Annotated in this window: 24 protein-coding genes and 1 pseudogene; 12 read left to right on the top strand and 13 right to left on the bottom strand. The window is 73.2% G+C overall.

Translation table 11 applies throughout. The features are described from left to right. Positions 1 to 135 precede the first annotated feature (135 nt). Together ACZ4U4_RS01545 and ACZ4U4_RS01540 are read right to left on the bottom strand one after the other, a co-directional pair. Positions 136 to 345, bottom strand: coding sequence for a ferredoxin (locus ACZ4U4_RS01545; RefSeq protein WP_030285955.1), 210 nt, complete (start codon positions 343 to 345; stop codon positions 136 to 138). 80 nt (positions 346 to 425) lie between these two features. Further along, positions 426 to 1,649 carry a cytochrome P450 gene (locus ACZ4U4_RS01540; protein WP_467868201.1) on the bottom strand — a complete coding sequence of 408 codons (1,224 nt, stop codon included), beginning with the start codon at positions 1,647 to 1,649 and terminating at the stop codon, positions 426 to 428. Positions 1,650 to 1,918: 269 nt separating this feature from the next. Between ACZ4U4_RS01540 and ACZ4U4_RS01535 the strand changes: the two genes are divergently transcribed. Further along, positions 1,919 to 2,395, top strand: a complete 477-nt coding sequence (locus ACZ4U4_RS01535) for a MarR family winged helix-turn-helix transcriptional regulator (protein ID WP_467868199.1) — start codon at positions 1,919 to 1,921, stop codon at positions 2,393 to 2,395. A 248-nt stretch (positions 2,396 to 2,643) separates the two neighbouring features. Here ACZ4U4_RS01535 and ACZ4U4_RS01530 read toward each other — a convergent pair whose 3' ends face one another. Continuing rightward, positions 2,644 to 3,822, bottom strand: a complete 1,179-nt coding sequence (locus ACZ4U4_RS01530; RefSeq protein ID WP_467868197.1) for a flotillin family protein — start codon at positions 3,820 to 3,822, stop codon at positions 2,644 to 2,646. A 73-nt stretch (positions 3,823 to 3,895) separates the two neighbouring features. Next, the gene (locus ACZ4U4_RS01525) at positions 3,896 to 4,129 is read right to left on the bottom strand and encodes a hypothetical protein (protein WP_467868196.1); all 234 of its coding nucleotides are present in this window, start codon (positions 4,127 to 4,129) and stop codon (positions 3,896 to 3,898) included. Between the two features lie 184 nt (positions 4,130 to 4,313). Between ACZ4U4_RS01525 and ACZ4U4_RS01520 the strand changes: the two genes are divergently transcribed. Both ACZ4U4_RS01520 and ACZ4U4_RS01515 read left to right on the top strand, forming a co-directional pair. After that, positions 4,314 to 4,700, top strand: coding sequence for a type II toxin-antitoxin system RelE/ParE family toxin (locus ACZ4U4_RS01520; RefSeq protein ID WP_467868194.1), 387 nt, complete (start codon positions 4,314 to 4,316; stop codon positions 4,698 to 4,700). Next, complete coding sequence (locus tag ACZ4U4_RS01515) at positions 4,697 to 5,029, top strand: helix-turn-helix domain-containing protein (RefSeq protein WP_467868193.1); 333 nt, start codon at positions 4,697 to 4,699, stop codon at positions 5,027 to 5,029. Before ACZ4U4_RS01520 ends, ACZ4U4_RS01515 begins: the two co-directional genes overlap by 4 nt. A 131-nt stretch (positions 5,030 to 5,160) precedes the next feature. Here ACZ4U4_RS01515 and rocD read toward each other — a convergent pair whose 3' ends face one another. The 3 genes from rocD to ACZ4U4_RS01500 form a co-directional block, all read right to left on the bottom strand. Then, positions 5,161 to 6,399 carry an ornithine--oxo-acid transaminase gene (gene rocD / locus ACZ4U4_RS01510; protein WP_467868191.1) on the bottom strand — a complete coding sequence of 413 codons (1,239 nt, stop codon included), beginning with the start codon at positions 6,397 to 6,399 and terminating at the stop codon, positions 5,161 to 5,163. Beyond that, positions 6,399 to 7,169, bottom strand: a complete 771-nt coding sequence (ddaH, locus tag ACZ4U4_RS01505) for a dimethylargininase (protein WP_467868919.1) — start codon at positions 7,167 to 7,169, stop codon at positions 6,399 to 6,401. Before ddaH ends, rocD begins: the two co-directional genes overlap by 1 nt. Before the next feature lie 350 nt (positions 7,170 to 7,519). Further along, complete coding sequence (locus ACZ4U4_RS01500; protein WP_467868189.1) at positions 7,520 to 8,113, bottom strand: Lrp/AsnC family transcriptional regulator; 594 nt, start codon at positions 8,111 to 8,113, stop codon at positions 7,520 to 7,522. Between the two features lie 263 nt (positions 8,114 to 8,376). Between ACZ4U4_RS01500 and ACZ4U4_RS01495 the strand changes: the two genes are divergently transcribed. From ACZ4U4_RS01495 to ACZ4U4_RS01470, 6 genes are all read left to right on the top strand, one after another. Next, the gene (locus tag ACZ4U4_RS01495; RefSeq protein ID WP_467868187.1) at positions 8,377 to 9,261 is read left to right on the top strand and encodes an ATP-grasp domain-containing protein; all 885 of its coding nucleotides are present in this window, start codon (positions 8,377 to 8,379) and stop codon (positions 9,259 to 9,261) included. Between the two features lie 87 nt (positions 9,262 to 9,348). Continuing rightward, on the top strand, positions 9,349 to 10,173 hold the full coding sequence (locus ACZ4U4_RS01490) for an SGNH/GDSL hydrolase family protein (protein ID WP_467868185.1): 825 nt from the start codon (positions 9,349 to 9,351) through the stop codon (positions 10,171 to 10,173). A gap of 125 nt (positions 10,174 to 10,298) precedes the next feature. Continuing rightward, positions 10,299 to 11,582 (top strand): acyltransferase family protein, encoded by a 1,284-nt coding sequence (locus ACZ4U4_RS01485; RefSeq protein ID WP_467868184.1) that lies wholly within the window; start codon positions 10,299 to 10,301, stop codon positions 11,580 to 11,582. A 133-nt stretch (positions 11,583 to 11,715) separates the two neighbouring features. Continuing rightward, positions 11,716 to 12,411 (top strand): response regulator transcription factor, encoded by a 696-nt coding sequence (locus tag ACZ4U4_RS01480; protein ID WP_467868182.1) that lies wholly within the window; start codon positions 11,716 to 11,718, stop codon positions 12,409 to 12,411. Then, a complete protein-coding gene (locus ACZ4U4_RS01475) occupies positions 12,408 to 13,856 on the top strand; it encodes an ATP-binding protein (protein WP_467868180.1) in 1,449 nt (482 codons plus the stop codon). The genes ACZ4U4_RS01480 and ACZ4U4_RS01475 overlap by 4 nt, the downstream gene beginning before the upstream one ends. After that, complete coding sequence (locus tag ACZ4U4_RS01470; RefSeq protein ID WP_467868178.1) at positions 13,853 to 14,383, top strand: GerMN domain-containing protein; 531 nt, start codon at positions 13,853 to 13,855, stop codon at positions 14,381 to 14,383. Before ACZ4U4_RS01475 ends, ACZ4U4_RS01470 begins: the two co-directional genes overlap by 4 nt. A 13-nt stretch (positions 14,384 to 14,396) precedes the next feature. Here ACZ4U4_RS01470 and ACZ4U4_RS01465 read toward each other — a convergent pair whose 3' ends face one another. Beyond that, a complete protein-coding gene (locus ACZ4U4_RS01465; RefSeq protein ID WP_467868176.1) occupies positions 14,397 to 15,683 on the bottom strand; it encodes an MFS transporter in 1,287 nt (428 codons plus the stop codon). A 66-nt stretch (positions 15,684 to 15,749) separates the two neighbouring features. On the opposite strand from ACZ4U4_RS01465, the gene ACZ4U4_RS01460 reads away from it, so the two are divergent. Further along, positions 15,750 to 16,766 (top strand): LysR family transcriptional regulator, encoded by a 1,017-nt coding sequence (locus ACZ4U4_RS01460; RefSeq protein ID WP_467868175.1) that lies wholly within the window; start codon positions 15,750 to 15,752, stop codon positions 16,764 to 16,766. An 8-nt stretch (positions 16,767 to 16,774) separates the two neighbouring features. Here the strand turns inward: ACZ4U4_RS01460 and ACZ4U4_RS01455 are convergent, their stop codons facing one another. The 4 genes and pseudogenes from ACZ4U4_RS01455 to ACZ4U4_RS01440 all read right to left on the bottom strand — a co-directional run bounded on the left by ACZ4U4_RS01455 (position 16,775) and on the right by ACZ4U4_RS01440 (position 20,402). After that, entirely contained in the window at positions 16,775 to 17,569 is a 795-nt protein-coding gene (locus ACZ4U4_RS01455; protein ID WP_467868174.1) for an SAM-dependent methyltransferase, read from the bottom strand. A 177-nt stretch (positions 17,570 to 17,746) separates the two neighbouring features. Then, positions 17,747 to 17,959: a DUF397 domain-containing protein gene (locus ACZ4U4_RS01450; protein WP_467868172.1), complete on the bottom strand. Its 213-nt coding sequence runs from the start codon at positions 17,957 to 17,959 to the stop codon at positions 17,747 to 17,749. Further along, positions 17,956 to 18,792: pseudogene (locus ACZ4U4_RS01445) on the bottom strand (helix-turn-helix domain-containing protein). Before ACZ4U4_RS01445 ends, ACZ4U4_RS01450 begins: the two are co-directional and overlap by 4 nt. 245 nt (positions 18,793 to 19,037) lie before the next feature. Continuing rightward, positions 19,038 to 20,402, bottom strand: coding sequence for a helix-turn-helix domain-containing protein (locus tag ACZ4U4_RS01440; RefSeq protein WP_467868171.1), 1,365 nt, complete (start codon positions 20,400 to 20,402; stop codon positions 19,038 to 19,040). A 116-nt stretch (positions 20,403 to 20,518) separates the two neighbouring features. Here ACZ4U4_RS01440 and ACZ4U4_RS01435 point away from each other — a divergent pair, with 116 nt between their 5' ends. Together ACZ4U4_RS01435 and ACZ4U4_RS01430 are read left to right on the top strand one after the other, a co-directional pair. Beyond that, a complete protein-coding gene (locus ACZ4U4_RS01435) occupies positions 20,519 to 20,971 on the top strand; it encodes a glycine-rich domain-containing protein (RefSeq protein ID WP_467868169.1) in 453 nt (150 codons plus the stop codon). 99 nt (positions 20,972 to 21,070) lie between these two features. Continuing rightward, positions 21,071 to 21,757: a methyltransferase domain-containing protein gene (locus ACZ4U4_RS01430; protein WP_467868167.1), complete on the top strand. Its 687-nt coding sequence runs from the start codon at positions 21,071 to 21,073 to the stop codon at positions 21,755 to 21,757. A 28-nt stretch (positions 21,758 to 21,785) separates the two neighbouring features. Here the strand turns inward: ACZ4U4_RS01430 and ACZ4U4_RS01425 are convergent, their stop codons facing one another. After that, on the bottom strand, positions 21,786 to 24,188 hold the full coding sequence (locus ACZ4U4_RS01425) for a SpoIIE family protein phosphatase (protein ID WP_467868165.1): 2,403 nt from the start codon (positions 24,186 to 24,188) through the stop codon (positions 21,786 to 21,788). Between the last annotated feature and the right edge of the window lie 8 nt (positions 24,189 to 24,196).

Here is a 24,196-nt window from a genome sequence, read left to right as displayed (position 1 = left end):
TGTAAACTCCTTGGGAGCCTCGTTACCAGCGAACCCCCCCCTAAGGAAGGGGGAAAACACCGTTGTGCTACGGGGCCTTTGCCTTCCCCTGGGGGGGGGGGGGGGGGGGGGTCCCCCCCCCCCCCCCCCGCCAGGTCAGACGCGTTCGGTGGCCTCCTCCAGGGCGATGGCGGCCGCGGGGCAGACCGCGGCGGCCTCGCGGACCGCCTCGTGCAGCTCGGCGCGCGGCCGGGCGTCGAGGAGGACCACGATGCCGTCCTCGTCGCGCTGGTCGAAGACGTCCGGTGCGGACAGCACACAGCTGCCGGCGCCGCAGCACTTGTCCTGGTCGACGGTGACTCGCATGACGTTGCTCCTCGGGTGGGGCCGGGCGGCGGGCCGCCCGGCCGGGACGGATGAAGGAATCGGCGCGGGGGGTGTCCCGGTCACCAGCCGACCGGGAGGGCGTGGACGCCGTAGATGCCCATGTCGTGGCGGAACGGGACCTCCTCGAAGGGGATCGCGAGGTGCAGGTCCGGCAGCCGGCGCAGCAGCGTCTCCAGGGCGATCTGCATCTCGATCCGGGCCAGCGGCTGGCCCAGACACTGGTGGATGCCGAAGCCGAACGCGACGTGGCGGCGGGCGTCGCGGGTCACGTCGAGGGTGTCGCCGCCGGGGAAGACGGCCTCGTCGCGGTTGGCGGCGTTCAGGGTGCAGAGCACGCCCTCGCCCGCCCGGATGGTGGTCCCGCCGACCGTGACGTCCTCGGTGGCGGTGCGCGGTACGCCGTTGTGGATGATCGTCAGATAGCGGAGCAGCTCCTCGACCGCGCCCTTGATCAGCGAGGGGTCACCGCGCAGCAGCGCCAGCTGGGACGGGTTGCGCAGCAGTGCGAGGGTGCCGAGGGCGGTCATGTTCGCGGTGGTCTCGTGACCGGCGATGAGCAGCAGCCGGCCCATCCCGGCGACGGCCTCGTCGGTGAGTTCACCGCGGGCGACGAGGCGGCTGATGATCCCGTCGTCCGGCTCCTTGCGTTTCTTCGCCGCCAACCGCGCCAGGTAGTCGAGGAGTTCGTGCTGCGAGGTGCGGACCTCGTCGGCGCTGGAGCGGAGGGTGAGCAGGACGCGGCTGCGGTCCTGGAAGAACGTGTGGTCCTCGTACGGGACGCCGAGCAGTAGGCAGATCACCAGGGACGGCAGCGGCAGGGCGAACTCCGCGACGAGGTCGGCGGAGGTGCGGCCGTCGGTCATCCGGTCCAGGAGGCCGTCGGTGATCTCCTGGACCTGCGGCCGCATCGCCTCCACCTTCTTGATCATGAAGTCGGCGGTCAGCATCCGGCGCAGCCGGGCGTGCTCCGGGTCGTCCTTGCGGATGAAGCTGAACGAGGTGTCCTCGGCGAGCACCCGGGTGCCGGCGGTGAGGAAGGGGAACCCGGGGCGCTTGGCGTCCGCGCTGAAGCGCGGGTCGCCCAGGACGTCGCGGACGTCCTGGTGGCGGGTGACCAGCCAGACGGGCGAGCCGTCCCACAGGGTGGCCCGGGTGACCGGCGCCTCCTGGCGGGCGCGGTCGACGGCGGGCGCCGGGTCGAAGGGGCAGCCGGGTGCGCGGGTGGCGGGGACGGCGAGGGGGGCCGAGGTCGTCGCGGGGTCGGTGTGGGGTGCGGTCGTCATGGCGGGTCCTTCCACGTTCGGGCACGGGGCGCCGCGGTGAACGGTGCGGGTGACGCCATCGGTGCGCGGGCGGCGACCGGCCGGCGCGGGGGGCCGTCCGGCCGGTCGCGGTGGTGCCCGCGCCCCGACTGTTACCTGACTAAAGCAACTATCGAGGCTCACGCTAACGCGCCCGCGCCAGGGGCGTAAGGGTGCATTCCGGCCGCTTCGGAGGTGGCCGATTCCTGTGCGGTAAGGGGCGGTTGGCGGGGGACCGCTAGGGTTCCTGCATGTCGGATCCCGCACCGGACCAGGACCCTGTCGTCGCACTGCAACGTGCGCTGGTCATGCTGTCCTACCTGCTCACCCGCTCCCAGGCGCACGAACGCCTCGCCGAGCGGGCCGGGGTCTCGGCCCGCCGGTCGGACCTGTGGCTGCTGATGGCGCTGGAGGGCGTCGGGGGCGTGAGCCGGGTCGGCGATCTGGCGGACCATCTGATGGTCGAGCCGTCCCATGTCACCCGTCAGATCGGCCGGTTGGCGGCGGAGGAGCTCGTCGCCCGCACCCCGGACCCGCTCGACCGGCGGGCCCGTCTGGTCGCCATCACCCAGCACGGCCGCACGGTCCTGGGCCGCCTCCAGGGCGCCCGCCAACACACCCTCCACCAGGCCCTCGACGGCTTCGACCCGCACGACGTGGCGATCACGGCGGAGGTGCTGAACCGGCTCACGGAGCATGTACGGGAGCGGGAGGCGAAGGAGGGGTGAGGGGCGGGCCTGGCGGGGCCCGTAGGGGACTGGTGGCCGGTGCGGGCGTGGTCCCGTAGGGGGCCGGCGGCGCGCGAGCCCGTTCCCGTACGGCTCTTCCCGTACGGGTCCCGCACACGGCTCGGCCCCGTACGGGAAGCGCCGTACGGGGCCGAACAGGGCTGGTCAGTGGCTGGTCAGTGACTACTCGGTGGGTACTCGATGGCTTCTCGGCGGTTTTTCGGCGGTTTTTCGGCGGCGCCCGGGGGCTACTCGATACCGATCCGGCCGTCGTCCTCCGGGCGGCGCGGGTCGGACGAGGAACCCGTACGGGGCCCGGCGTCCCCGGCCGACTCCCCGGTGGCGTCGGACGCGCCCAGGTTGCGGCGGACCGAGTCGAGGATGGTCAGGCCCTGGCCGACCAGACCGGCGGCGATCTCGCCGAGGCCGTCCGCGCCGTTGAGGACGTTGACGTTGGCGCCGGACAGGCCCGCCGACGCCTCCTTGACGATCTGCGGCAGCTGGTCGATCAGCATCCGGTCCAGCGCCACCCGGTCGTACGACGCCGCCGCCTCCGCCTGGATCTTCATCCGCTCCGCGTCGGCCAGCGCCAGCAGCCGGATCCGCTCCGCCTCCGCCTCGGCCGGCTTGACGACCTCCGCGACCAGCTCCTGCTGGCGCAGCGACGCGGCCCGCTCGGCCAGCTCCGTACGGGCGGCCAGCACCTCCTGCTGGGCGTGCGCCTCGGCCAGCGGACCCGCCTGCGCGGCCTGCGCCTGCGCCCGGTCGACCTCGGCGTTGTACTGCGCCTGGACCACCGCGGTCTGCCGTGAGTACTCGGCCTGGTTCCGCGCCGCCTCCTGCTGCGCCTCGGCCGACGCCTGGGTGGCCTTGGCCTGCGCGATCTGCGCCTGCCGCTGGATGGCGGCCTTGTGCGGCGCGGACATCGCCTCGATGTAGCCGGTCTCGCCGTCGTCGATCGACTGGATCTGCAACGAGTCGACGATCAGGCCGATCTTCGCCATCTCCGTCTTCGAGGTCTCCAGCACCTCGGTGGCGAGTTTCTGTCGCTCGGTGACGATCTCCTCGACGGTCATCGAGCCGATGATGGACCGCAGATGACCGGCGAAGATCCGGCCGGTCAGGACGGACATCTGGTCCTGGTCGGACAGGAAGCGCTGCCCGGCGTTGACGATCGACTCGGTGTCGTTGCCGACCTTGAACGCGATCACGGCGCGCACGGTCAGCGCGATGCCCTGCTTCGTCACGCAGGTCTCGGCGACCTCCGACTCGCACATCGCAAGCGTCAGGAACCGGGTCTTGCGGAAGACCGGCAGCACGAATTTGCCGTGGCCGATCACCACGCGGAACGGGGCGTCGCCGTGCCCCCGACGGCCGCCCGAGATCAACATGGCCTCATCCGGGGCCGGTACGCGGTAACCGAACATCTCTCGTCTCCTCAACCGGCGCCATCGGCCCGGGGGCGGTCCGCGGCGCGGGGCGCACGCGAACGGAGGCTCCCTAACCGTTCAGCGCGTCCAACGGATCGGACCAGGCGAGGACATCCACCTGCCGGGTGCCGCGCGAGGCGATCACCAGCACCTCCGTGCCGGTCGCCAGCGGCTCCGCCGACCAGGCCAGAAACGTCTCGGACCCGCCCCTGACCCGCACCTGGACCTCACCGGGCCCGGCCTCGCCCCGGGTGCCGATGAGCAGCACCCCGATGCAGCCGATCACGGCCTCGTCCCGCGCCATCGACGGCTTCCCCCTCGCCTTACTGGTCCTCCAGCCGACCATAGCCCCCGACCGGGCCCTTTACCTGCGGCAGAGCGGTACCGGTGGGCGGCATTACCTGACTTTGACGTGGGAGGGGGTGTGGCGGACGGCGTCGGAATTCCGTCTCTGCTCGGGCGCGACCGATAGATATATACTTCGCTATATGGCTGATGCCTGGGAAATCGAGCTCGAACCCGAGGTCCGACACTGGCTGGACACCTTGTCCGACCGGGATTACCTGCATGCCGAGCACGTTGCCGAACGCCTCCTGGCCGCCCCGACGACCCTGGGCGAGCCGTACTCCCGCCATTTGGGTGACGGATTACGGGAGCTCCGGTTTCACCTCGGGCACGACGGCGACGCCGTCCGGATGACCTATTGGCTGGCGCCGAGGCGGCGCATCGTCTTCCTGACGGTTTTCCGTAAGACCCGTATGCGGGAAGACGCAGAGGTGAAGCGGGCCCAGCAGGCGCGGGAGCGCTGTGCGGCAGAGGGGCACACCGCGCATGACGAGTTCACCCGTGAGATGTCGAGGGGAGAGGGACGATGAACCACGCCCGATGGAAGCTCGCGCGTGATCGCAGGACGGCCGAGGGCGGCGCCGAGGCGTCCGAGACCGAGGCGATGCGCAGGGAGATCCGCCTCGCCTTCGACCTGGGACAGGCCGTGTACGACCGCCGGACGGAACTGGGCATCTCGCAGAGCGAACTCGCCGAACGGGCGAGGATGACGCAGCCGCAGATCTCGAAGCTCGAACTCGGTGGCACGGTCCCCACCCTGCCGCTCCTGGCACGGCTCGCCGACGCCCTGGACGCCTCGCTCAACATCGCGCTCGACAGCGGTCACTCGACCGTTGTCTTCACCGCCCACGCGGCCTGAGCGCCGGGGCACCCTCACCACCGAGCGCTGCCGGGGGCGTCTGAAAGCCTCCGGCAGGATGCGGGGCCGTCGCAACAGCCCGGCCCGGCGGAGTTCACCCGCCGGGCCGCGTCCATTCGTACGAAGCGGGGCTAGCCGAGGACCTTCGCCAGTGAGCCGAGTGCCGACTCCAGGTCCTCGCGGGTGATGGTCAGGGGTGGGGCGAGGCGGATGGTGGAGCCGTGGGTGTCCTTGACGAGGATGCCTTCGGCCATGAGGAGTTCGCTGATGTGGCGGCCGGTGCCGAGGGACGGGTCGATGTCGACGCCCGCCCACAGGCCGCGGGAGCGGAAAGCGACGACGCCGCGGCCGACCAGCGCGGACAGGCCCTCGCGCAGCACCTCGCCCAGTTCCGCGGCGCGGCGCTGGTACTCGCCGGTGGCCAGCAGGTCGACGACGGCCGAACCGACCGCGGCGGCCAGCGGGTTGCCGCCGAACGTCGAGCCGTGTTCGCCGGGGCGCAGCACCTCCATCACGTCGCGCCGGGCGACGACGGCGGAGACCGGGACGATGCCGCCGCCGAGCGCCTTGCCGAGCAGCAGGACGTCCGGGACGACGTTCTCGTGGTCGACGGCGAGGGTGCGGCCGGTGCGGCCGAGGCCGGACTGGATCTCGTCGGCGATGAAGAGGCAGCCGGCGCGACGGGTCGCCTCGCGGACGCCGGTGAGGTAGCCGTCGTCGGGGATCAGGACGCCGGCCTCGCCCTGGATCGGCTCGATCAGCACCGCGGCGGTGGTCTCGTCGATCGCCGCTTCGAGGGCGGCCAGGTCGTTGTACGGGACGATGCGGAAGCCCGGGGTGAACGGGCCGAAGCCCTCGCGGGCGACCGGGTCGGTGGAGAAGCTGACGATCGTGGTGGTGCGGCCGTGGAAGTTGTCCGCGGCCACCACGATCGTCGCCCGGTCGGCCGGGACGCCCTTGACCTCGTACGCCCATTTGCGGGCCAGTTTGATGCCGCTCTCCACCGCCTCGGCGCCGGTGTTCATCGGCAGGACCATGTCCAGGCCGGTGAGGCCGGCGAGCCCGGCGGCGAAGCCCGCGAGCCGGTCGTGGTGGAAGGCGCGCGAGGTCAGCGTCAGCGCGTCGAGCTGGCGGTGGGCGGCGGCGGTCAGCGCCGGGTGGCGGTGGCCGAAGTTGAGGGCGGAGTAGCCGGCCAGCATGTCGAGGTAGCGGCGGCCCTCGACGTCCTCGACCCAGACGTCCTCGGCGCGCGCCACGACCACCGGCAGCGGGTGGTAGTTGTGCGCGAGGACGGGCGTCTCGGCGGCGATGACGGACGCGGACGAGGGGGCGGCACCGGCGGCGGGGCCGGTCTGTGCGGGAGCGGTCATCAGCGGATCTCCTGGGTGCAGCACTTGATGCCGCCGCCGGCCTTGTGGAACTCGGAGAGGTCGACGGGGACGGGGACATAGCCCTCCTGGGCCAGCCGGTCGATGAGCCCGGTGGCCTGCGGGGCGACGAAGACATGACGGCCGTCGGAGACGGAGTTGAGGCCGAACGCCATCGCGTCGTCGCGGGAGGCGCGCACCGCCCGCGGGAACAGCCGCTCCAGCACCTGCCGGCTGCCCGCCGAGAACGCCTCCGGGAGGTAGGCGACGTTCTCGTCGTCGAGGGCGAAGAGCGCGGTGTCGAGGTGGTAGAAGTACGGGTCGGTCAGCTGTAGAGCGACCGTGGGGACGCCGAAGAACTCCTGGATCTCGGCGTGCGCCGCCCGGCTGGTGCGGAAGCCCGTACCGGCCAGGATCAGCCCGCCGACCGGCACCAGATCGCCCTCGCCCTCGCAGGACGACTCCGGGCGGCGCACCGCCTGCCCGTCCGCCGCGAACCACTTCTCGTACGCGGCGGACTCCGGGCGGCGCTCCGGGGCGTGGAACGACGAGCCGAAGACCTTGCCGTGCAGGCAGAGGGCCGCGTTGGCGGCGAAGACCATGTCGGGCAGGTCCGGTTCGGGCGTCACCGTCTCGACGGTGTGGCCGTGCGCCCGGTAGGCGGCGGCCAGCGTCTGCCACTGCCGGGCGGCGCGCACGGTGTCGACGGGCGTGTCGCCGCTCATCCAGGGGTTGATCGCGTAGCGGACGTCGAAGTGGTCCGGCGGGCACATCAGGAAGCGGCGCGGCCGGGCGGTGCGGCGGGGTGCGGGGAGCGCGTCGAGGGTGGCGCGCAGGGCGGCGTCCGCGGTGGTGGGGGCGAGGGGGCCGGTGGGGCTGCCGGGGGGCGTCGCCACGGCCGTCCCGGCGGGTGCGGTGGGCGGTGCGGGCTCGTGGCTCTTCGGGGCGGGCGCATGACTCGTCGGCACGGCTGAACCTCCGCTTCTTACGGGGCACGACCGGTCGGCCCGCGGCGGGCGACCGCGGGGCTGCCGGATACGTCTCCACGGTAGGGAGCGCCCGATACGCGGGACAAGCCGAACATGCTGCGCGATCACGCAGCATCGTTGCGTGATCGGACCCCTCAGGGAAGGATCGTTGCGTCGGCCGGCGGGTCGTCGGGGGCCGCCCGCCGGGCGCCAGCCTCCGCGGAGTCCGGCAGCAGATGGGACAGCACGAGATAGCTGATCGTCTTCCGGATGAAGGGTTCGTCGCGGATCCGCTCCAGCACCTCCTCGAAGTGCGCGACATCGGTGGCCCGGACGTGCAGCAGCGCGTCGGCGGCGCCGGTGACGGTCATCGCGGCGGCGATCTCCGGGTGGTTGCGCACCACCTCGGCCAGCCGCCGGGGCGGCGCCGCGCTGTCGCAGTACACCTCGACGTACGCCTCGGTCCGCCACCCCAGCGCGGAGGGCCGTACGGTCGCGGTGAACCCGGTGATCACCTCGGCGTCCCGGAGCCGGTCGACCCGCCGCTTGACCGCGGTGGCGGAGAGTCCGATGGCCGTACCGATCTCCGCGAAGCTGGTCCGGGCGTTGTCGATGAGCGCCGCGACGATCTTCCGGTCGAGCTCGTCGAAGGAGGCGGGGCGGGGGGTTCCGGAGGTCGCGCCCTGGGGTTTCGCGGCGCCGGTTGCCGCGCCGTGGGGCGAGCCGTTCCTGCTGGGCTTGCTGGTCATGGGGGCTCCTGACGGGTGGGTGGGGGCACGGTATCCAGGGGGGTGGGGGCGGCGGGGGTGGAACTGCCGGGTGGTGCCGGTCGTCGTGGAAGTGGCGCACGGGCGTGCGGACGTCGCGGGGCGTGCGGACGGAGGGGTGCGCCCGGTGCGCGGTGTGCGGTGCCCGGCGTGCGGTGCCGCGGCCGGGTTCGGCAGGGATCAGGTCGGGATGGGTTCGGGAGAGGTCGGGGGGGGGAATGGGGATGGGACGCGGGAGGGGTGCGGTGAGGGTCTGTCTGCTGACGGACAAGCCCGGGCATCCGCTGTTGGCGGCGGCCTCGGCGCTGTGGGCCGGGCGGGGCACGGTGGCGGCGTACGACCCGGATGCGGGGGCCGCGCCCGTACCCGTGGGCGTTCCGGGGGCGGATGCTGCGTGGCCAGGGTCGCCGAGGGGGAATGGCGGGGCGGAAGCCCCGGAAAGGGACGAGGTCCCGGAGGCCGATGTCTATCTCCTCAAGGCGCACACGCCCCGCGCGTTGGCGCTCGCCGCGCGGCTGGAGGAAGGCGGCGCGGCGGTGGTCAACTCCGCCGCGGCGACCGCCTTGTGCCAGGACCGTACGGAGATGGCGGAGCGGGCGAGGGCGGCGGGGCTGCCGTTCGCGGCGACCCGGACGCTGGACCGGCTCGGGCCGCTGGCGGCGGCCGGAGACCCGTCCGTCCCCCTGGTCGTCAAGAGCCGCCGCAGCCGCCGCGGCGACCTCGTCGCCCGCGCCGACACCGCCGCCGACCTGCGACGGCTCGCCGCGGACTGGCCCGATGAGCCCGTCGTCGTCCAGGAGTTCACCCCGAACGCCGGCTGGGACCACAAGCTGTGGGCGATCGACGGCCGGCTCTTCGCCGCCGTCCGCCGCTCCGAACTGGCCCCGGGCGGCCGGGGCGCCACCACCACCGTCGAACTCGACCAACTCCCTGCCGGGTGGGTGGAGTTGACGCACCGCGTCGGCGAGGTCTTCGCCCTCGACGTCTACGGCGTCGACCTTCTGGACGCGGGCGACGGCTCCCCGGTCGTCGTCGACATCAACGCCTTCCCCGGAGTCCGGGGCCAGGCGGGCGCCCCGGAGGCGTTGGCGGGGCTGGCGGCGCGGCGGGCGGCGGGGGCGCGGGGGTAGCAGGAGCGGTGACCGTTCCTTGCCCGCCGTATGAGCAAACAATGACGGCGGGCGGAATGTCGCTTTCGGCCTGTTGTGCTGGCTCGTATGAACAGTAACCACAGGAGCGTGTTCCGGCGGCCCGTCCGCCGTGCCGTGGCCGCGGGGGCACTCGCGGCGCTCGGGCTCGGGCTGGCCGCCTGCGGAGGCGGCCCGGAGGCCGGGGCCCGGCCGGCCGGGCGGGGGACCACGGCGGGTGCGCCGGAGAAGACCGGCAAGAAGGTGCTGTGGATGGGTGACTCCATCGCCGCCGCCGAGAGTCCGGCGCTGGGGGCGGCGCTGGCCGCCGGAGGGGTGGACTTCAAGGACGCGTCGTCCGACGGCGGCGGGACGGTCGTCGCGGGCGGTGACCGGATCACGAAGATGATCGCCGCCGACACCTGGAAGGCGCTGGACAAGAACCTCACGTCCTTCCGCCCCACCGTCGTCGTCTATCAGGTCACCACGTACGACTGGGGCACCCGGGAGGAGCAGCGCGCCGCGTACGCGAAGCTCATCGCGAAGGCCAGGGACGCGGGGGCGCGGACGGTGTTCGTGTCGACGCCGCCCATCAGGACCGACGGGTTCTACAAGGAGCATGCGCCGCAGATGCGTACCGCCTCACCGGCGGCCGAGCAGGCCGCCCGGAACAGCGGGGGCGCGGCCCGGTACCTCGACGCCGCGAAGCTGTGGGGCACCGACCCCGAGGCGAAGAAGGCGCAGCGTGCGGCCGACGGGATCCACAACTGCCAGCAGGGCGCCGCCGCGTTCGCCGACTGGCTCACCACGGAGCTGGGCGAGTCGGAGGGGTTCGAGCCCGCGCCGCTGGACACCTGGGCACGCGGCTCGTGGACCGGCAACGACCGGTACGCCACCCTCAAGTGCGACCGGTGACGGCCGGGGAGGAACGGCCGCCGGCGGGCGGGCCGGGGCGACCGTCGACGAAGATGCCGGGGCGGCCGCCCGCGCCCGCGCGACGGCGGGCGCGGGGGACGGGGCCGAGGCCGCCGTTGAGGGTCGTGGAAGCGCAGCCCACCGGGCCCGCCGCGGCGGAGCCTCGACCGCAGCCCGCCACGGTGGAGCGTCGGCCGTATCTCGCGGCGGCGGAGACCCCGCCGCGAGATGCGTCGGGGCGCCGTCCCCACCTCGCCTCGCTCGACGGGCTGCGCGGCTTCGCGGTCGTGGCGGTGCTGCTCTTCCACGGTGGGGTGGTGAGCGGGGGATTCCTCGGCGTCGACCTGTTTTTTGTTCTGTCAGGCTTCCTGATAACTGGGCTGCTGCTCGGGCGGGTGGCGCGGGGCGGGCGGATCGCCCCGGTCACGTTCTGGGGACGCCGCGCCCGCCGGCTGCTGCCCGCGCTGGTCTGCGTGACGGTGGTGGCCTTGGCGGCGACCTGGGCCTGGGGCACCCCCGCCCAGCTGCGGTTCGCGCTGGACGATGCGCCGTGGGCCGGCGCCCAGGCCGTCAACTGGCACTACATCGCCGAGCGGATCGGCTACTGGAACGGCGCCGACACCCGGGTCTTCGCCCACCTGTGGAGCATCGGCGTGGAGTGGCAGTTCTACCTGGTCTGGCCGCTGGTGGTGGCCTGCGTGGCCCGGGGCCGGTACGCCGAGCGGACCGTGGCGCTGCTCGCCGGGGCGGGGGCGCTGGTCTCCCTCGCCGTGACCGTGCCGCTCGGCGCCGCGGTGGACACCACCCGCGCCTACGAGGGCACCGACACCCGCGCCGCCGCCCTGCTCCTCGGGGCCCTCGCCGCCACCGCCCCGGTGCGCGGGCTCGTACAACGGGTGCCGCGCCGGGTGGCCGACCCGGTGTGCCTCGTCCTGGCGGGCGGGCTGATGGCCGCGTGGGTGATGACCCAGGGGGAGAACGAACCGCTGCTCTTCCGGGGCGGCCTCTTCGTGCACTCGTTGGCCGCCGCGGCGTTGATCGTGCTCCTGGCGCGGGCGGCGGACACCCGGGCGGCGCGGATCGCGGGCAGCGCCCTGCCGCGCCGCCTGGGCGAGATCTCCTACGGCCTGTATCTGTGGCACTGGCCGGTGTACCTGCTGTTGTTGCCGCGGCTGGACGGACTCGGGCATCCGGCGGCCCTCGCCGTGGCCATCGGGGTGTCGGTGGCCGCTGCCGTGGTGACGCGGCGGCTGATCGAGGACCCGGTCCGGTTCGGCACCGGCTGGGCGCGCGGGCGGCGCGGTCCGCTCCTGGTGGCGGCGCTGGCCGTCGCCGGGATCGCGCTGTGGGCGGCGTTGCCGGCCCCCGCACTCGGCGCGGGCACCGTCGACCTCGACCAGCTGCGGTGAACGGCGTGCCCGGGCCGACCACGGCGCACCGCGCGCCCCGGCCGACTCCCGCCCCGCCCCTCCCCGATACTGCCCAGATGTCCGCTCACCGCGACCACATGCGTACCGTCCGCCCCCTGGAAGGAGCCCGCCCATGACCCGAGTCCTGCTGATCGAGGACGACCGGGCCGTACGCCGCGGGGTCGTGCTGGGGCTGACCCGTAACGGGCACGAGACCGAGGCGGTCGGCACCGGGGAGGACGGGCTGGAGGCGCTGGCCGCGTTCCGGCCCGAGCTGGTGCTGCTCGATCTGATGCTGCCCGGGATGAGCGGCCTGGCGGTGTGCGGCCGGATCCGTGAGGTCAGCCAGGTGCCGATCGTGATCCTCTCCGCGCGCGGCGACGACATCGACGTGGTCGTGGGGCTGGAGGCGGGCGCCGACGACTACGTCGTCAAACCCGCGAGCGCCGCCGTCATCGAGGCCCGGATGCGGGCGGTGCTGCGCCGCCTCGCGCTCGCCCCGGACGGCGGGCCGTCCCGGGGGCTCGTCACCTTCGGCGACCTGGAGATCGACCGGGGGGCGATCCTCGCCCGGAAGAACGGCGCGGAGCTGCCGCTCGCCCCGTCCGAGCTGAAGCTGCTGCTCTTCCTCAGCGCCTCCCCGGGGCGGACCTTCGGCCGTCAGCAACTGCTGGAAGACGTCTGGGAGCACAGCTTCTACGGGGACGCCCGCCTCGTCGACGCCTGTGTGATGCGGCTGCGCGCCAAGATCGAGGAGGATCCGCGCCACCCGGTGTACGTCCAGACCGTCCGCGGCTTCGGCTACCGCTTCGGGCCGCTGCCCGCATGAGCCCCGCCCTCCCCCGTGGCCTGCGCCCCCGGCTGGTCGTCGCGTTCGTCCTCGTCGCCGCGCTCAGCGCGCTGCTGACCGCCACGCTCACCTTCCGGCAGGCCCGCAGCGCGATCCTGGACCGCACCCGCGACACCGCCGTCGGGGAACTGCGGCGGCAGGTCGACGCGCTCGTCCCCAACCTGCCGCCCGACCCCACCGACGGCGACCTGCGCACCTTCGCCGGCCAGCTCGACCACGCCACGGGCGACGGCCGCCGCACCGCCGTCTCCCGCGACGGCGGCCCGCTCCTCGGCACCGCCCACGGCATCGGCCCCGCCCTGCGCGCCGCCACCCGGAGCGGCGACACCGCCTTCGCCGAGCGGGTGGCGTCCTCCGGGACGCCGCGGCTGCTGATCGGGATGCCGGTGCGGTACGAGGACCAGGGCCCGGGCGCGGGCAAGCCGTCCGGTCTGGTCGTCTACGCGGCGCTGCCGCTCGACGGCGAACGGGCCGACATCACCACGCTGATCACCGCCGCCTGGGCCGGTGCGGTCCCCGCGCTCGCCCTCGCCGTCGTCCCCGCGCTGTTCGCGGCGCGCGGGGTGCTGCGCCCGGTGCGGCGGCTGCGGTCCGCGGCGGAGCGGATCACGTCGGGGGCGCTCGACACCCGCCTCGACGTCGTCGGCAAGGACGAACTCGCCGCGCTGACCGGCACGTTCAACACCATGGCCGCCACGTTGGAGCGGGACGACGCCGAGCTGCGGCGGATGGAGGCCAAAGCCGGCCGGTTCGCCGCCGATGTCTCGCACGAACTGCGCACCCCGCTCGCCGCGATGGCCGCCGTCACCGATGCCCTCGACGAGGACGCCCACTCCGGCGCGCTCCCCGCGGACACCGCCGACGCGGTCCTCCTCGTCAGCGGCGAAACCCGCAAACTGGCCGTCATGGTGGAGGACCTGATGGAGATCTCCCGCTTCGACGCGGGTTCGGCGGTGCTGCACCCGGACGACGTGAGCCTGCGCACCGTCGTCCACAAGACCCTCCAGTTGCGCGGCTGGCGGGAGCCGGAGGAGGTGGTCACCGAGCTGCCCGAGGGCGATCCGCGGCTGCGGGCCGACCCGCGCCGCCTCGACGTCGTCCTCGCCAACCTCATCGGCAACGCGCTGCGGCACGGCGCGGCGCCCGTCACCGTCCGGGCGGTCTGCGCACCCGAGGAGGTGGTGATCGAGGTCGCCGACCGCGGCCCCGGCATCCCCGAGGACGTGCTGCCGCATGTCTTCGACCGCTTCTACAAGGCGGACGCGGCGCGCAGCCGTTCCGAGGGCAGTGGGCTCGGGCTCGCCATCGCCGCGGAGAACGTCCATCTTCACGGAGGGACCCTGACAGCTGCCAACCTCCCCGGTGGCGGTGCGGTGTTCACGGTGACGCTGCCGGTCCGGCGCGCGTCCGAGGAGGCGTGGTGAGGCGCCGGGGCGTATGCGGCGCCGTGCTGCTGGCGGTCTGCGCGGCGGGGTGCGGGGTCGGCTCGGCCGGTCCGGATCCGGTCGGCGCCCCGGCCTCCGGCCTGCCGGCGGCCGCGCCCGCCCGCCATGCCCGCCTCTACTTCGCCAGCCCCTACGGGCTGCGCGCCACGGTCCGCGAGGTGGCCGCGCCCGCCACCCCGCAACAGGCCCTCGACCTGCTCCTCAAGGGCCCCGACGGGGACGAGCAGGCCCGCGGGCTGACCACCGAGGTGCCCCCGGACCTCCGCCGCAGCACCGCCCGGGCCGCCCGCGGCGGAGTCGACCTCCACCTCCCGCTGCCGGTGTCGAGCATCACCGGCGGCGGCCTCGGCCTCCAGCAGATCATCTGCACCGTGGCCAACGCCTCGATCCCCGGCGCCGGACGCGCCCCCGACGTGGACGTCCGGGTGCACGAGGAGGGGTACGAGACGGTGTGGACCGTACGGTGCGACGCGACGGGCACCGTCCACCCGGTGAGCCGGAGGTGAGGCGGGCGGCCGCTCAGACGCCCCGTTCCCGCTCCGGTTCCGCCGTCGCGGCCGCCCCGGGCGCCGCCCGCTCCCCGGCGGGCTCCGGCCGGGCGACGGGGCGCAGCCGCCGCAGCGTGACGGCGCTGATCAGGGCCAGTGCGATCAGGCCGAGGCAGTAGAGCGTGACGCCCGGCCAGGCGGCGGCGGAGTAGGCGACGCCGCCGACCGTGCCGCCGACGGCGCTGCCCATGTAGTAGAAGAAGAGGTAGACCGCGGCGCCCTGGGCGCCCAGGGCGGTGGCCCGGCCGCCGACCCAGCCGCTGGCCACCGAATGCGCGGCGAAGAACCCGACGGTGAAGACCACCAGCCCCGGCACGACCGCGCCCAGGTGCGGGACGAGCATCACCACCAGCCCCGCGACGGTGGTCAGCAGCGCCGGGATCAGCACCCGCGGACGGCCGAACCGGTCGACGAGCCGGCCCGCCGCCGCCGACGAGAACGACCCGGCCGCGTACGCCACGAAGAGCAGCCCGGCGGCGGTCTGGGAGAGGTGGAACGGCGCCGCGATCAGCCGGAAGCCCAGGTAGTTGTAGACGGTGACGAACGCGGCCATCGCGACGAAGCCGATGAGGTACAGCCGCAGCAGCCCGCTGTCCGGCAGCGCCCGGCCGATCCCCGCGGCCAGCGCACGCGGACGCGGCTCCCGGCGGACGAAGCGGACCGACGCCGGGATGGTCAGCCGGAACAGCACCGCGCAGACCGCCGCGACCACCCCGACCGCGCCGATCGCCCACCGCCAGCTGCCGGTCACCTCCAGCACCCCGTCGGCGACGAGCCGCCCCGCCATCCCGCCGATGCCGTTGCCCGCGACGTACAGCCCCATCGCCTGCCCCAGCGAGGCGCGGTCCACCTCCTCGGCCAGGTACGACATCGCGGTGGCCTGGAGCCCGGCCAGGGAGAGGCCCTGGAGGACGCGGATCACCAGCAGCGCCGGGAAGTTGGGCGCGAAGGCGGCGCCGATACCGAGGAGCGCGGCGCAGCTCAGCGCGAGCGTCATCATGCCGGTCCGGCTCCAGGCGTCGGAGACGGCCGTCAGCGGCACCACGGCGAGCGCCATCGACGCGGTCGAGACGGAGACGGTCAGCGAGGACGCGGCGGGGCTCAGATGCAGGTCGTAGGAGAGCGCGGGCAGCAGCGCCTGGACGCAGTAGAGCGTCATGAACGTGGTCAGCCCGGCCGCGAAGAGCGCACCGGTGGCGCGCCGGAAGCCGGGGGTGCCTCGGAGGTGGGCGGCGGGTATCGCGGCTGCGTCGGTCACCCGGCGACGGTAGGCACGGGGCAAATGATGCGTCCAATGCATGGATCGGGGAGATATGTTCCGGAGATGGAACAGATGAGCGAGCGGGGTGACGGGGACGGAACGGCGCGGGGGCGACGGCGCACGGGGCCGGGCCCCGGTGGCGTACGGGGACCGGGCGACCTGCGGGCGGCCGGGCCGCTGGCGGCGGTCTGCCCGGACCTCGTGCGGTTCGTGGCCGTCGCCCGGCTGGAACATCTCTCGGCCGCCGCCGACGAGTTGGACGCCCCGCAGTCGACGGTCAGCCGCGGCATCGCCCGGCTGGAGGCGGCGGTCGGCACCCCGCTCTTCGACCGCGAGGGGCGCGGGCTCCGGCTGACCCGGCACGGCCGGGCGTTCCTCGCCCGCGTCCAGCGGGGCCTGGAGGAGATCGCCACCGGCTGCGAGGAACTGCGGCTCGCCACCGGCGTCCCCGGCACCGTCGCCCTCGGCTTCCTGCCCGCACTCGGCACCGCCCCCGTACCGCTGCTGGTCAGCTGGTTCCGCGAGCGCCATCCGCAGGCCCGGTTCCAGCTGGTGCAGGACAACGCCGAAGGGCTGCTGGCACGGCTGCGCGCCGGGGAGGTCGACCTCTGCCTGACCTCGCCGCTGCCCGACGAGGCGGGCATCACCACCGTCCCCGTCGCCCGCGAACCGCTCCGCCTCGTCGTCCCCGCCGGGCACCACCTGGCCACGCGCGAACGGGTCCGCCTCACCGACGCCGCCGACGAGGACTTCGTCATGGCCACCTCCGGCTACGGCCTGCGCCGCCTCGTCAACGGCCTCTGCGCGGACGCCGGTTTCACGCCCCGGGTGGCCTTCGAGGGCGCCGAGATCGCCACCATCCGCGGCTTCGTCGCCGCGGGCCTGGGCGTCGCGGTCCTCCCCCCGTCCCCGGTGGCCGTCCCCGGCCTCGTCGACCTCCCGATGGACGAACCCGCAGCGCACCGCACCGTGGGCCTCACCCGCGTCACCGCCCGCACACCGACGCCCGCGGTCGCGGACTTCATCGAGCTGCTGGGGGAGCGGGCGCAGGAGTGCTTCGGGGGAGGGGTGGTGGGGTGAGGGGGCCGTCAGGGTTTGCGCGCGACCCCGCCGAAGGCGGCTAGATCGCGCACCCCGGCCAGCTCAGATTCCGGTCGGCGCCAGTGCGTGATTTTCCCGAAACCCGGCTCAAGCATGTCGAGACCGTCGAAGACGGCTCGCAGTTGGTCCTGTGTGCGCGGGATATAGGGCACACCACCAGACTTGGCGTACTCCTCACACATCCGTACGTAGTTCGGGCCATCGGTGGTGCCATCCCAGTAGACCAGATGGCTGCCCGACGGCACCGCAGCCAGCACCGTCCTCACGATGCGCAGCAGGTCGTCGTACGTCTGGGCATGCCCGAGCACGCCCATGAACATCACGCCGACCGGCTGGGTGAAGTTGAGGATGTTTCCGGCCTCCTCAAGGAGGTGCTCAGGGGTGTTGAAGTCGGCCTCCACGTAGGTGGTGACACCCTCGTCGGTCTCGTCGGTCGTGCCGGCCAGCAGGGCCCGCCCTTGGGCCAGCACCAAGGGGTCGTTGTCGACGTAGACCACGCGGGCATCGGGGGCGATGCCCTGAGCCACCTCGTGGGTGTTCTGCATGGTGGGCAGCCCCGTGCCGATATCGAGGAACTGCCGGATGCCGGCCTCGCCGGCCAGATGGCGGACGGCGCGGATCAGGAATCTGCGGCCCTCGCTCGCCACCTCTCCGATGTCGGGGTCGATCTCCAGGGAGGCATCGCCGACCTCGCGGTCGATGGCGTAATTGTCGTGACCGCCCATCCAGTAGTTCCAGATCCGCGCGGAATGCGGGATGTCGGTGCGGATCTCGTCAGTCATGGCGATGGCCCTCCCACCTTGTCGATCACGGACGGTAACCATCCAACTGCCTCCACGCACGGCCCGCGACATCCGAACGAGTGAGGTGTGCTTCGGGCGTGAGCCAAGGGCGGGCGACGATACGCCGGAGCCCTGCCGCCTCGTCAGACGGCAGGGCTCCACAGCATGCGGGGACGGTCAGGACCCGTCGGCAACCGCCAGGGCGACCAGGCCGGTCCACGCCTTGGGTGACACCGTTATGTTCGGTCCTGCCGGGTTCTTCGAGTCCCGGACGTGCACGGCACCGTCAGCGGTCGCGACCTCGATGCACTCACCGCCATTGCCCGTGCTGTAGCTGCTCTTGAACCAGGCCGTCTCCGGGATGCGCGGCTCGGTGGGCTGAACGGTCATCTCTCTCCCAGCAGTTTCTCGATGAACGCTGACGACTCACGCGGAGTGAGTGCCTGGGACCGGATGATCCCATAGCGGGATTCGAGCACCCGGACCGTTGATCGAGTCGTGTAAAGACGGCTTTCGTCCTGGACTTCGGCATAGGCGATGCGTTGGCCCTGCGCAGTGTCGATCAGGCTGAACGGCCCGCCCAGAGCGCCGTGGTCCTCCCGATCCGTCGGCATCACCTGGATCTCGACGTTTCGCTTCTGACCGATGAGCAGGATCTGCTCCAGCTGCCCCAACCACGCCTCCCGTCCACCGAGGGGCCTTCGAAGCACGAACTCCTCGATGACGAAGCTCAGCAGCGGCGCGGGCCGCCGGTCATAGATGTACTGCCGCGCCAAGCGGGCCGACAAGTGCTGTTCGATGACTTCTTCGTCCAGCAAAGGGCGCTGCATACGGAAGACCGCCCGCGCATACTCCTGGGTCTGCAACAGGCCCGGTACCGCGTAGACGGCGTAGACGCTCAGAGCGGCTGCCGCTGCCTCCAACCTCGCCGCCCCTCGGAAGAACGCCGGATACTGCGCCCGCGCCACCTCCTCCTTCAGGGCTTTCAGCACGCCCCCGGCGCCCAGCACCTCGTCCGCCTGGTCGATGACGGTCGGTGGCGGGATCCGTCTGCCCTGCTCGTACGAGGCGATCGTCGAGGCCGATTACCCCAACCGCGCGCCCAGCTCCGGGCGTTCCAGGCCCGCCGCCAGCCGGAGGAGTTTCAGCTGCCGTCCGAACGCGACGACCAAACCCGTACCCGGCTCGTCCTCCGGCCTCGGGCCCTCGTCCGCCTCACCCACACCCTGGTACTGATCCACCCGGTTCCACCGCCTGTCCCGCGTACCGCGCCTTGCCTCATGTACGGCTCCGCGCGCCGCCGCGCACAACCCACCCGCGCCGGTGCGTCACGACTGGTCACGCTACGCCACGGGCGGAGGCGTTGTCCGCGCGCCGAAAGAACCTGCATCTTCTGGTGTCTTGGCCTCGGATGTAGTGCCCTCGGCCCGAAGTCCGTGCGATCCCGGGCGGACGTCACGTGGCAGCCTTAGGCCCCTTTCGGCCTGCTGATGGCGGTGCTCAGCTCGCGGATACCGGTGGTGTGCGGGTGACGCCGGGAGAGTTCGGTGATGATGCCCCGGATCTTTGGTCGGTCTCGTACTTCGCCGGGGCTGGCGCGGTAGGCGTCGAGCAGGGCGGACGTGGTCTCCTCGGGCCGTCCCCATGCCCACCACGCCCGCGCCATGTCGGTGCCCAGCCTGGCCTTGCGCTCGGCGGTGGGGAACTGGTCCGGGCGCAGGCCGCGTCCGGCTTCCAGCGCGGCGCCGGCGTCTCCGAGCGCCCAGTGGACGCCGACCGTGTAGAGGCTGACGGCTGCGGGGGTGAGGGGGAAGAGGCGTCCGGCAGGTGCCTGTTGGGGTAGTCGGCGGGCGGCGCTGCGGGCTTCCCCGATCATGGCCAGGGCCTCGTGGCGTTGTCCGCTGCGGGCGGCGGTGTAGGCCAGGGTGCACAGCATCTGCGCGTATGCGGACGCGGACGCTTCGGTTCGCAGACCGGTGGCTTCCACGGTGGAGGCGGCTGAGGCCATGAGGTGCTGGGCTTCCTCGCCGCGGCTCTGGTGGCGCAGGACGATCGCCAGTTCCCGGACGGCGGCGGCCGTCGCGAGTGGGGAGCCGGACACCTCGGCCCAGGTCCGGGCGCGGTCGGCGGTGATCCGGGCCTGCTCGTACGACCCGAGCTTGCTCAGCACGGCGGTGGCCAGGCTGTAGACGGAGGAGAGCCGGGCCTGGTCGAGTTCCTTGCGGGAGGAAGCGGCGGCGTGTCCGTCCGCGATGAGGCCGGGCAGCTCGACGAGAAGCTTCGCGTGCGCCCCCTTGTCGTACAGCTCGCGCGCGAGCCTCAGGCGGCTGTCGAGGTGCCCGGCGCCGGTCGGGGCGGGCGTGGCGGCCAGGGCGTGGTCCACGCCGAGCAGCAGGGCCGTCGGGCCGGCGGCTGCCGTGGCGGTGAGCAGCGTTCGGCGGCGCATCGGCTCCTCCTCGGCGAGCGGGCTGGCCGTCACTCTAGTTGCCGCCGGGTTCGTACCAAGGGGTGGCGCCAAGGAACTCACCAAGACGTGTCGCGGAACACCGACTTCGCGAGCGGCCCGGTGTATCAGATCGAGGTCGATGACCCTGCTGCGCCGTTCCAGACGGGAGACGGTGGCGGGTGAGCAGCCGAGCCGAGCGCCGAGTACGGCGAGCGTCCAGGCGCGGTGTTCACGGCCCAGGCGGATGAGCGCACCGGGGCGACCCGGGCGGCAAGTTCGCGGGCCTTCCTGCTGTTCCAGAGCGGGTCCACGGGCACCGGCCCCTCCCCCACGCGCCGCACCACCGGGCCTCAACGGTACGGAGCCCGCCCGCCGCCGTCGAGGCATCTTTCATGGCGTGCAAATGCGTTGCACTGTAGGGAAGTTGATCCTTGGGAAGGTGTCTGGTGCGGTCTGGTGGATGTGCCCGCCCCGGACAGCGGGGCCAGCCATCGGAGGTACTCATGACATCCGCCGCCGCGCCCGCGCCTACTGCCGGATCGGTCCGCCGCGCCCGTGAGGTCGTTCCCGTCATCCTCTGGGACAAGCAGGTCGCGCTGCTCATGCGGGACCATCCGTACGACTCGATCATGGCGGCCCGTGTCCTCGGCCAGGGGTACGCCTACCTGCTGACCGCAATGGCGCACCGCGGTGAGTCCCTGGGGCTCGCGCCCAGCGCGTTCGTCGACATCGGCGTCCACACCATCATCCTCGACACCGTGGCCTACGCCGATCTGTGCGACCGCTTCAATCATGGGCACTTCCTGCACCACGTGCCCAAGGCTGAGTTCAAGAACGACGGCTCCGTGATGAAGACCGCGCACCTGATCGCGGCCGACGGCTGGGAGGTCGACCTGCCGCTGTGGGCGGATGCGGCGAAGTGCGGCCCCTGCCACCCCGGCAACGATTCGCACTGACCGAAGCCTGGGGCCGGCCGGGAGCCGGCCGGCCCCGGCGTCCGGGTGAGATTCACCGGAACCCGCCCGCCACCGGACCGGGCTCGCCAGGATGGCGGGGTGACCACCGCAGATCTATGGCACCACTACGGCCGCGCCCGCACCGACCATGACCGTGGCGTCCCACCGGCCTTTCGCTGGTCCTGGGACCAGCAGTCCGGACCCGGTGCCGAAGCTCTCGGCAACCTCTCCGGCCGGACCGTCGGGGACCTCGGAGCGGGGGCCGCCCGCCACGCCGCCCACCTCGCCACTCACCAGGATCCGGCCCGCGTCGACGCGATCGACGCCTCGCCGGCGCAGCATGCCATGGCCACCGGCCTCTTCGGCCACCTCGCACCCCGCCTGCGCCTCGTTCTCTCCGACGTCGTACCGCACCTGCGCGCGGCCGGCGGAACGTACGACGTGCTCTACAGCGTCTTCGGCGCGGTCTGCTTCACCGACCCGCGCGCACTGTTGCCCGCCGCGGCCACCGCCCTGCGGCCCGGCGGCCGACTCGTGTTCGCCACCCTCGCCCACTACATGACGGGCGCTCCCGCGGAACCGGACGCCGTCTCCGCCGACATCCCCGCGAAGACCCCGGACGGGAACGCGGCGACGATGCCGCGGTGGGTCCTTCAAGAACAGGTCTGGACGAAAGTCCTGGACGAGGCCGGGTTCACCGACATCGGTGCCGACGTGCTGCCTTCGCACACCGCCGGGCCGCGCACCGCGGACGCCCTGCTCGTGAGCGCACGCCGAAAGACCTGACAGCCGCCGCTGAAGGCAGAGCGAAGCCTCACCCCTCCACCCCCTCAATGGCCTGCTCCGTCCACACCGTCTTGCCCGTCGGGCCGTAGCGGCTGCCCCAGCGGGTGGTGAGTTGGGCGACGAGGAAGAGGCCGCGGCCGCCCTCGTCGGTGTCGCGGGCCTGGCGGAGGCGGGGTTGGCTGTTGGAGGAGTCGGTGACCTCGCAGACCAGGACCTGGTCGCGGACGAGGCGGACGCCGATCGGGCCGCGGGCGTAGCGCAGGGCGTTGGTGACCAGTTCGCTGATGACCAGTTCGGTGCTGAAGGCCAGGGCGTCCAGGCCCCATTCCTGTAGTTGCCCGGTGGCCAGTTCGCGGGCGAGGGCCACCGCGGTGGGGCGGGCGGGGAACTGCCAGGCGGCCAGGGAGGTCGCGGGGATCGCGCGGGTGCGGGCGAGGAGGACCGTGATGTCGTCGGGGCGGTGCGGCGCCGAGCGGACCGGGGCGACCAGTTCCTCGCCGATGGTGTCGAGCGAGCGTCCGGGGCCCGCGGCCTCGGCCAGCCGCCGCAGCACCGCCGCCTCCGCGTCCTCGAACGAGTCGGAGGTGCCCCGGCGCTCCGCCTCGATCAGCCCGTTGGTGTAGAGCGCCAGCACGCTGCCGGGCGGGATCTCCACCTCCGTCACCTCGAACGGCATCCCGCCGACGCCCAGTCCGGGCCCCGGTGCGACGTCGATGAACCGGGCGGTGCCGTCCGGATGCACCACTGCCGGCATCAGATGGCCGGCGCTCGCCACCTGGCACCGGCGGTCCACCGGGTCGTACACCGCGTACAGACAGGACGCGCCCATCGTGTCCGGGTTCTCGGCCTCCTCCGCCATCCGGTGGACCAGGTCGTCCAGCCGGGTCAGCAGCTCGTCCGGGCCCAGATCGAGGTCGGAGAGGGTCTGTACGGCGGTGCGCAGCCGCGCCATGGTGGCGGTCGCGGGCAGGCCGTGGCCGATGACGTCGCCGACGACCAGCGCGGTGCGCAGTGACGACAGCGGTACCGCGTCGAACCAGTCGCCGCCCACGCCGGCGTCGCCCTCCGCCGACAGGTAGATGCCCGCGGTCTCCGCCGCCGCGGTGGAGCGGGAGACCGGCGGCAGCAGGCTGTTCTGGAGCATCACCGACATGCGGTGCTCGCGGGTGTAGCGGCGGGCGTTGTCCATGCCGAGCGCGACGCGGCTGACGATCTCCTGGAGGAGTTTGGCGTCCTGCCCGTCGAACGGGGCGCCCTGCCGGACCCGGTAGACCTGGACGTAGCCGAGCACCAGGCCCCGCGCGACCAGCGCCGCGCCGATGGACGCGGTCAGGTCCTCCGGGACCAACCGCGCCACGGCCGGGCCGTTGCCGAGGATCGCGGCGTAGGCGTCCGGTTCGTTGACGACCAGGACCTTGCCGCGCTCCAGATCGCGGAAGCCGGGGCCGTTGGGGATGTCCGGCAGCATCTCGCCCGCCTGGATCAGCTCCTTGGGCCAGGGGCCGTGGGCGTGCTTGACGGCCAGCCGCCGGAAGTCGCCGTGCACGCCCTCCACGCTGCGCGGCGGCTCGCCCCCGCGCAGCGTCGCCTCCGCGATCTCCACCGCCGCCAGGTCGCCCATCGACGGCACCAGCAGATCCACCAGGTCCTGTGCGGTGCGCTCCACCTCCAGGCTGCCGCTGATGGAGCGCGTCGCCCGGTAGACGAGGTCGAGGCGGCGCGCGGAGCGGTACCGCTCGGTGACGTCGACGAGCGAGGTCAGTGCGCCGTTCGGGTGGCCCCACAGATCGCGCAGGGGCGCTGCGGTCAGCGAGTAGACCAGGTCCTGGCTCCCCGGCGTCTCGGCGCGCAGCACGCCCGAGGCGTCCACCACCGGCTCGCCGCTGTCCATCACGTACCGCAGCAGCTCCTCACCGGTGCGGCCGCCCTCCAGGCCGGGCATCGTGCACAGCGGGTCGTGGCCGTCGGCGGTCAGCCGCCCGGCCCGGCCGACCGCCGGGCTGGCCTGCCGGATCCGCAGGTCGGGGCCGTGCACGGTGAGCTGCCACACGTCCTGGGCGAGCAGCGCCCGGCCCACCGCCGTCTCGTCGCTCCATTCGGTGAGCGCCTCGGCGGGCAGCCCCAGGGCGAGCACCCCGGCGCCGGCCAGCGGCAGCAGCCGCACCCATACGGGGACGGTGTACCCGTCGCGGTGGCGCAGCGGGAGGACGCGGCCGCCGGGGGCGCCGGACGGTTCGCCCGTACGGGGGACGGGCGACGCGGAGCGCGGCCCGACCAGCGCGCGGGCAGGCGTGCCGAGCACCGCGTCCGGCTCATGGCCCAGCAGCTGCGCGGCGGACCGCGTCCAGTGCGTGACCAGGCCGTTCTCGTCGATCACGACCGCGACGACACCGTTCAACGGCGCCGGCGGCTCCGGTCGTGGCACGGCCATGGGAACAC

The organism is Streptomyces sp. NPDC029159, from assembly GCF_055564055.1.
The sequence above is the reverse complement of the archived record's forward strand: the minus strand, read 5'-3'. Positions and strand labels throughout refer to the sequence as shown.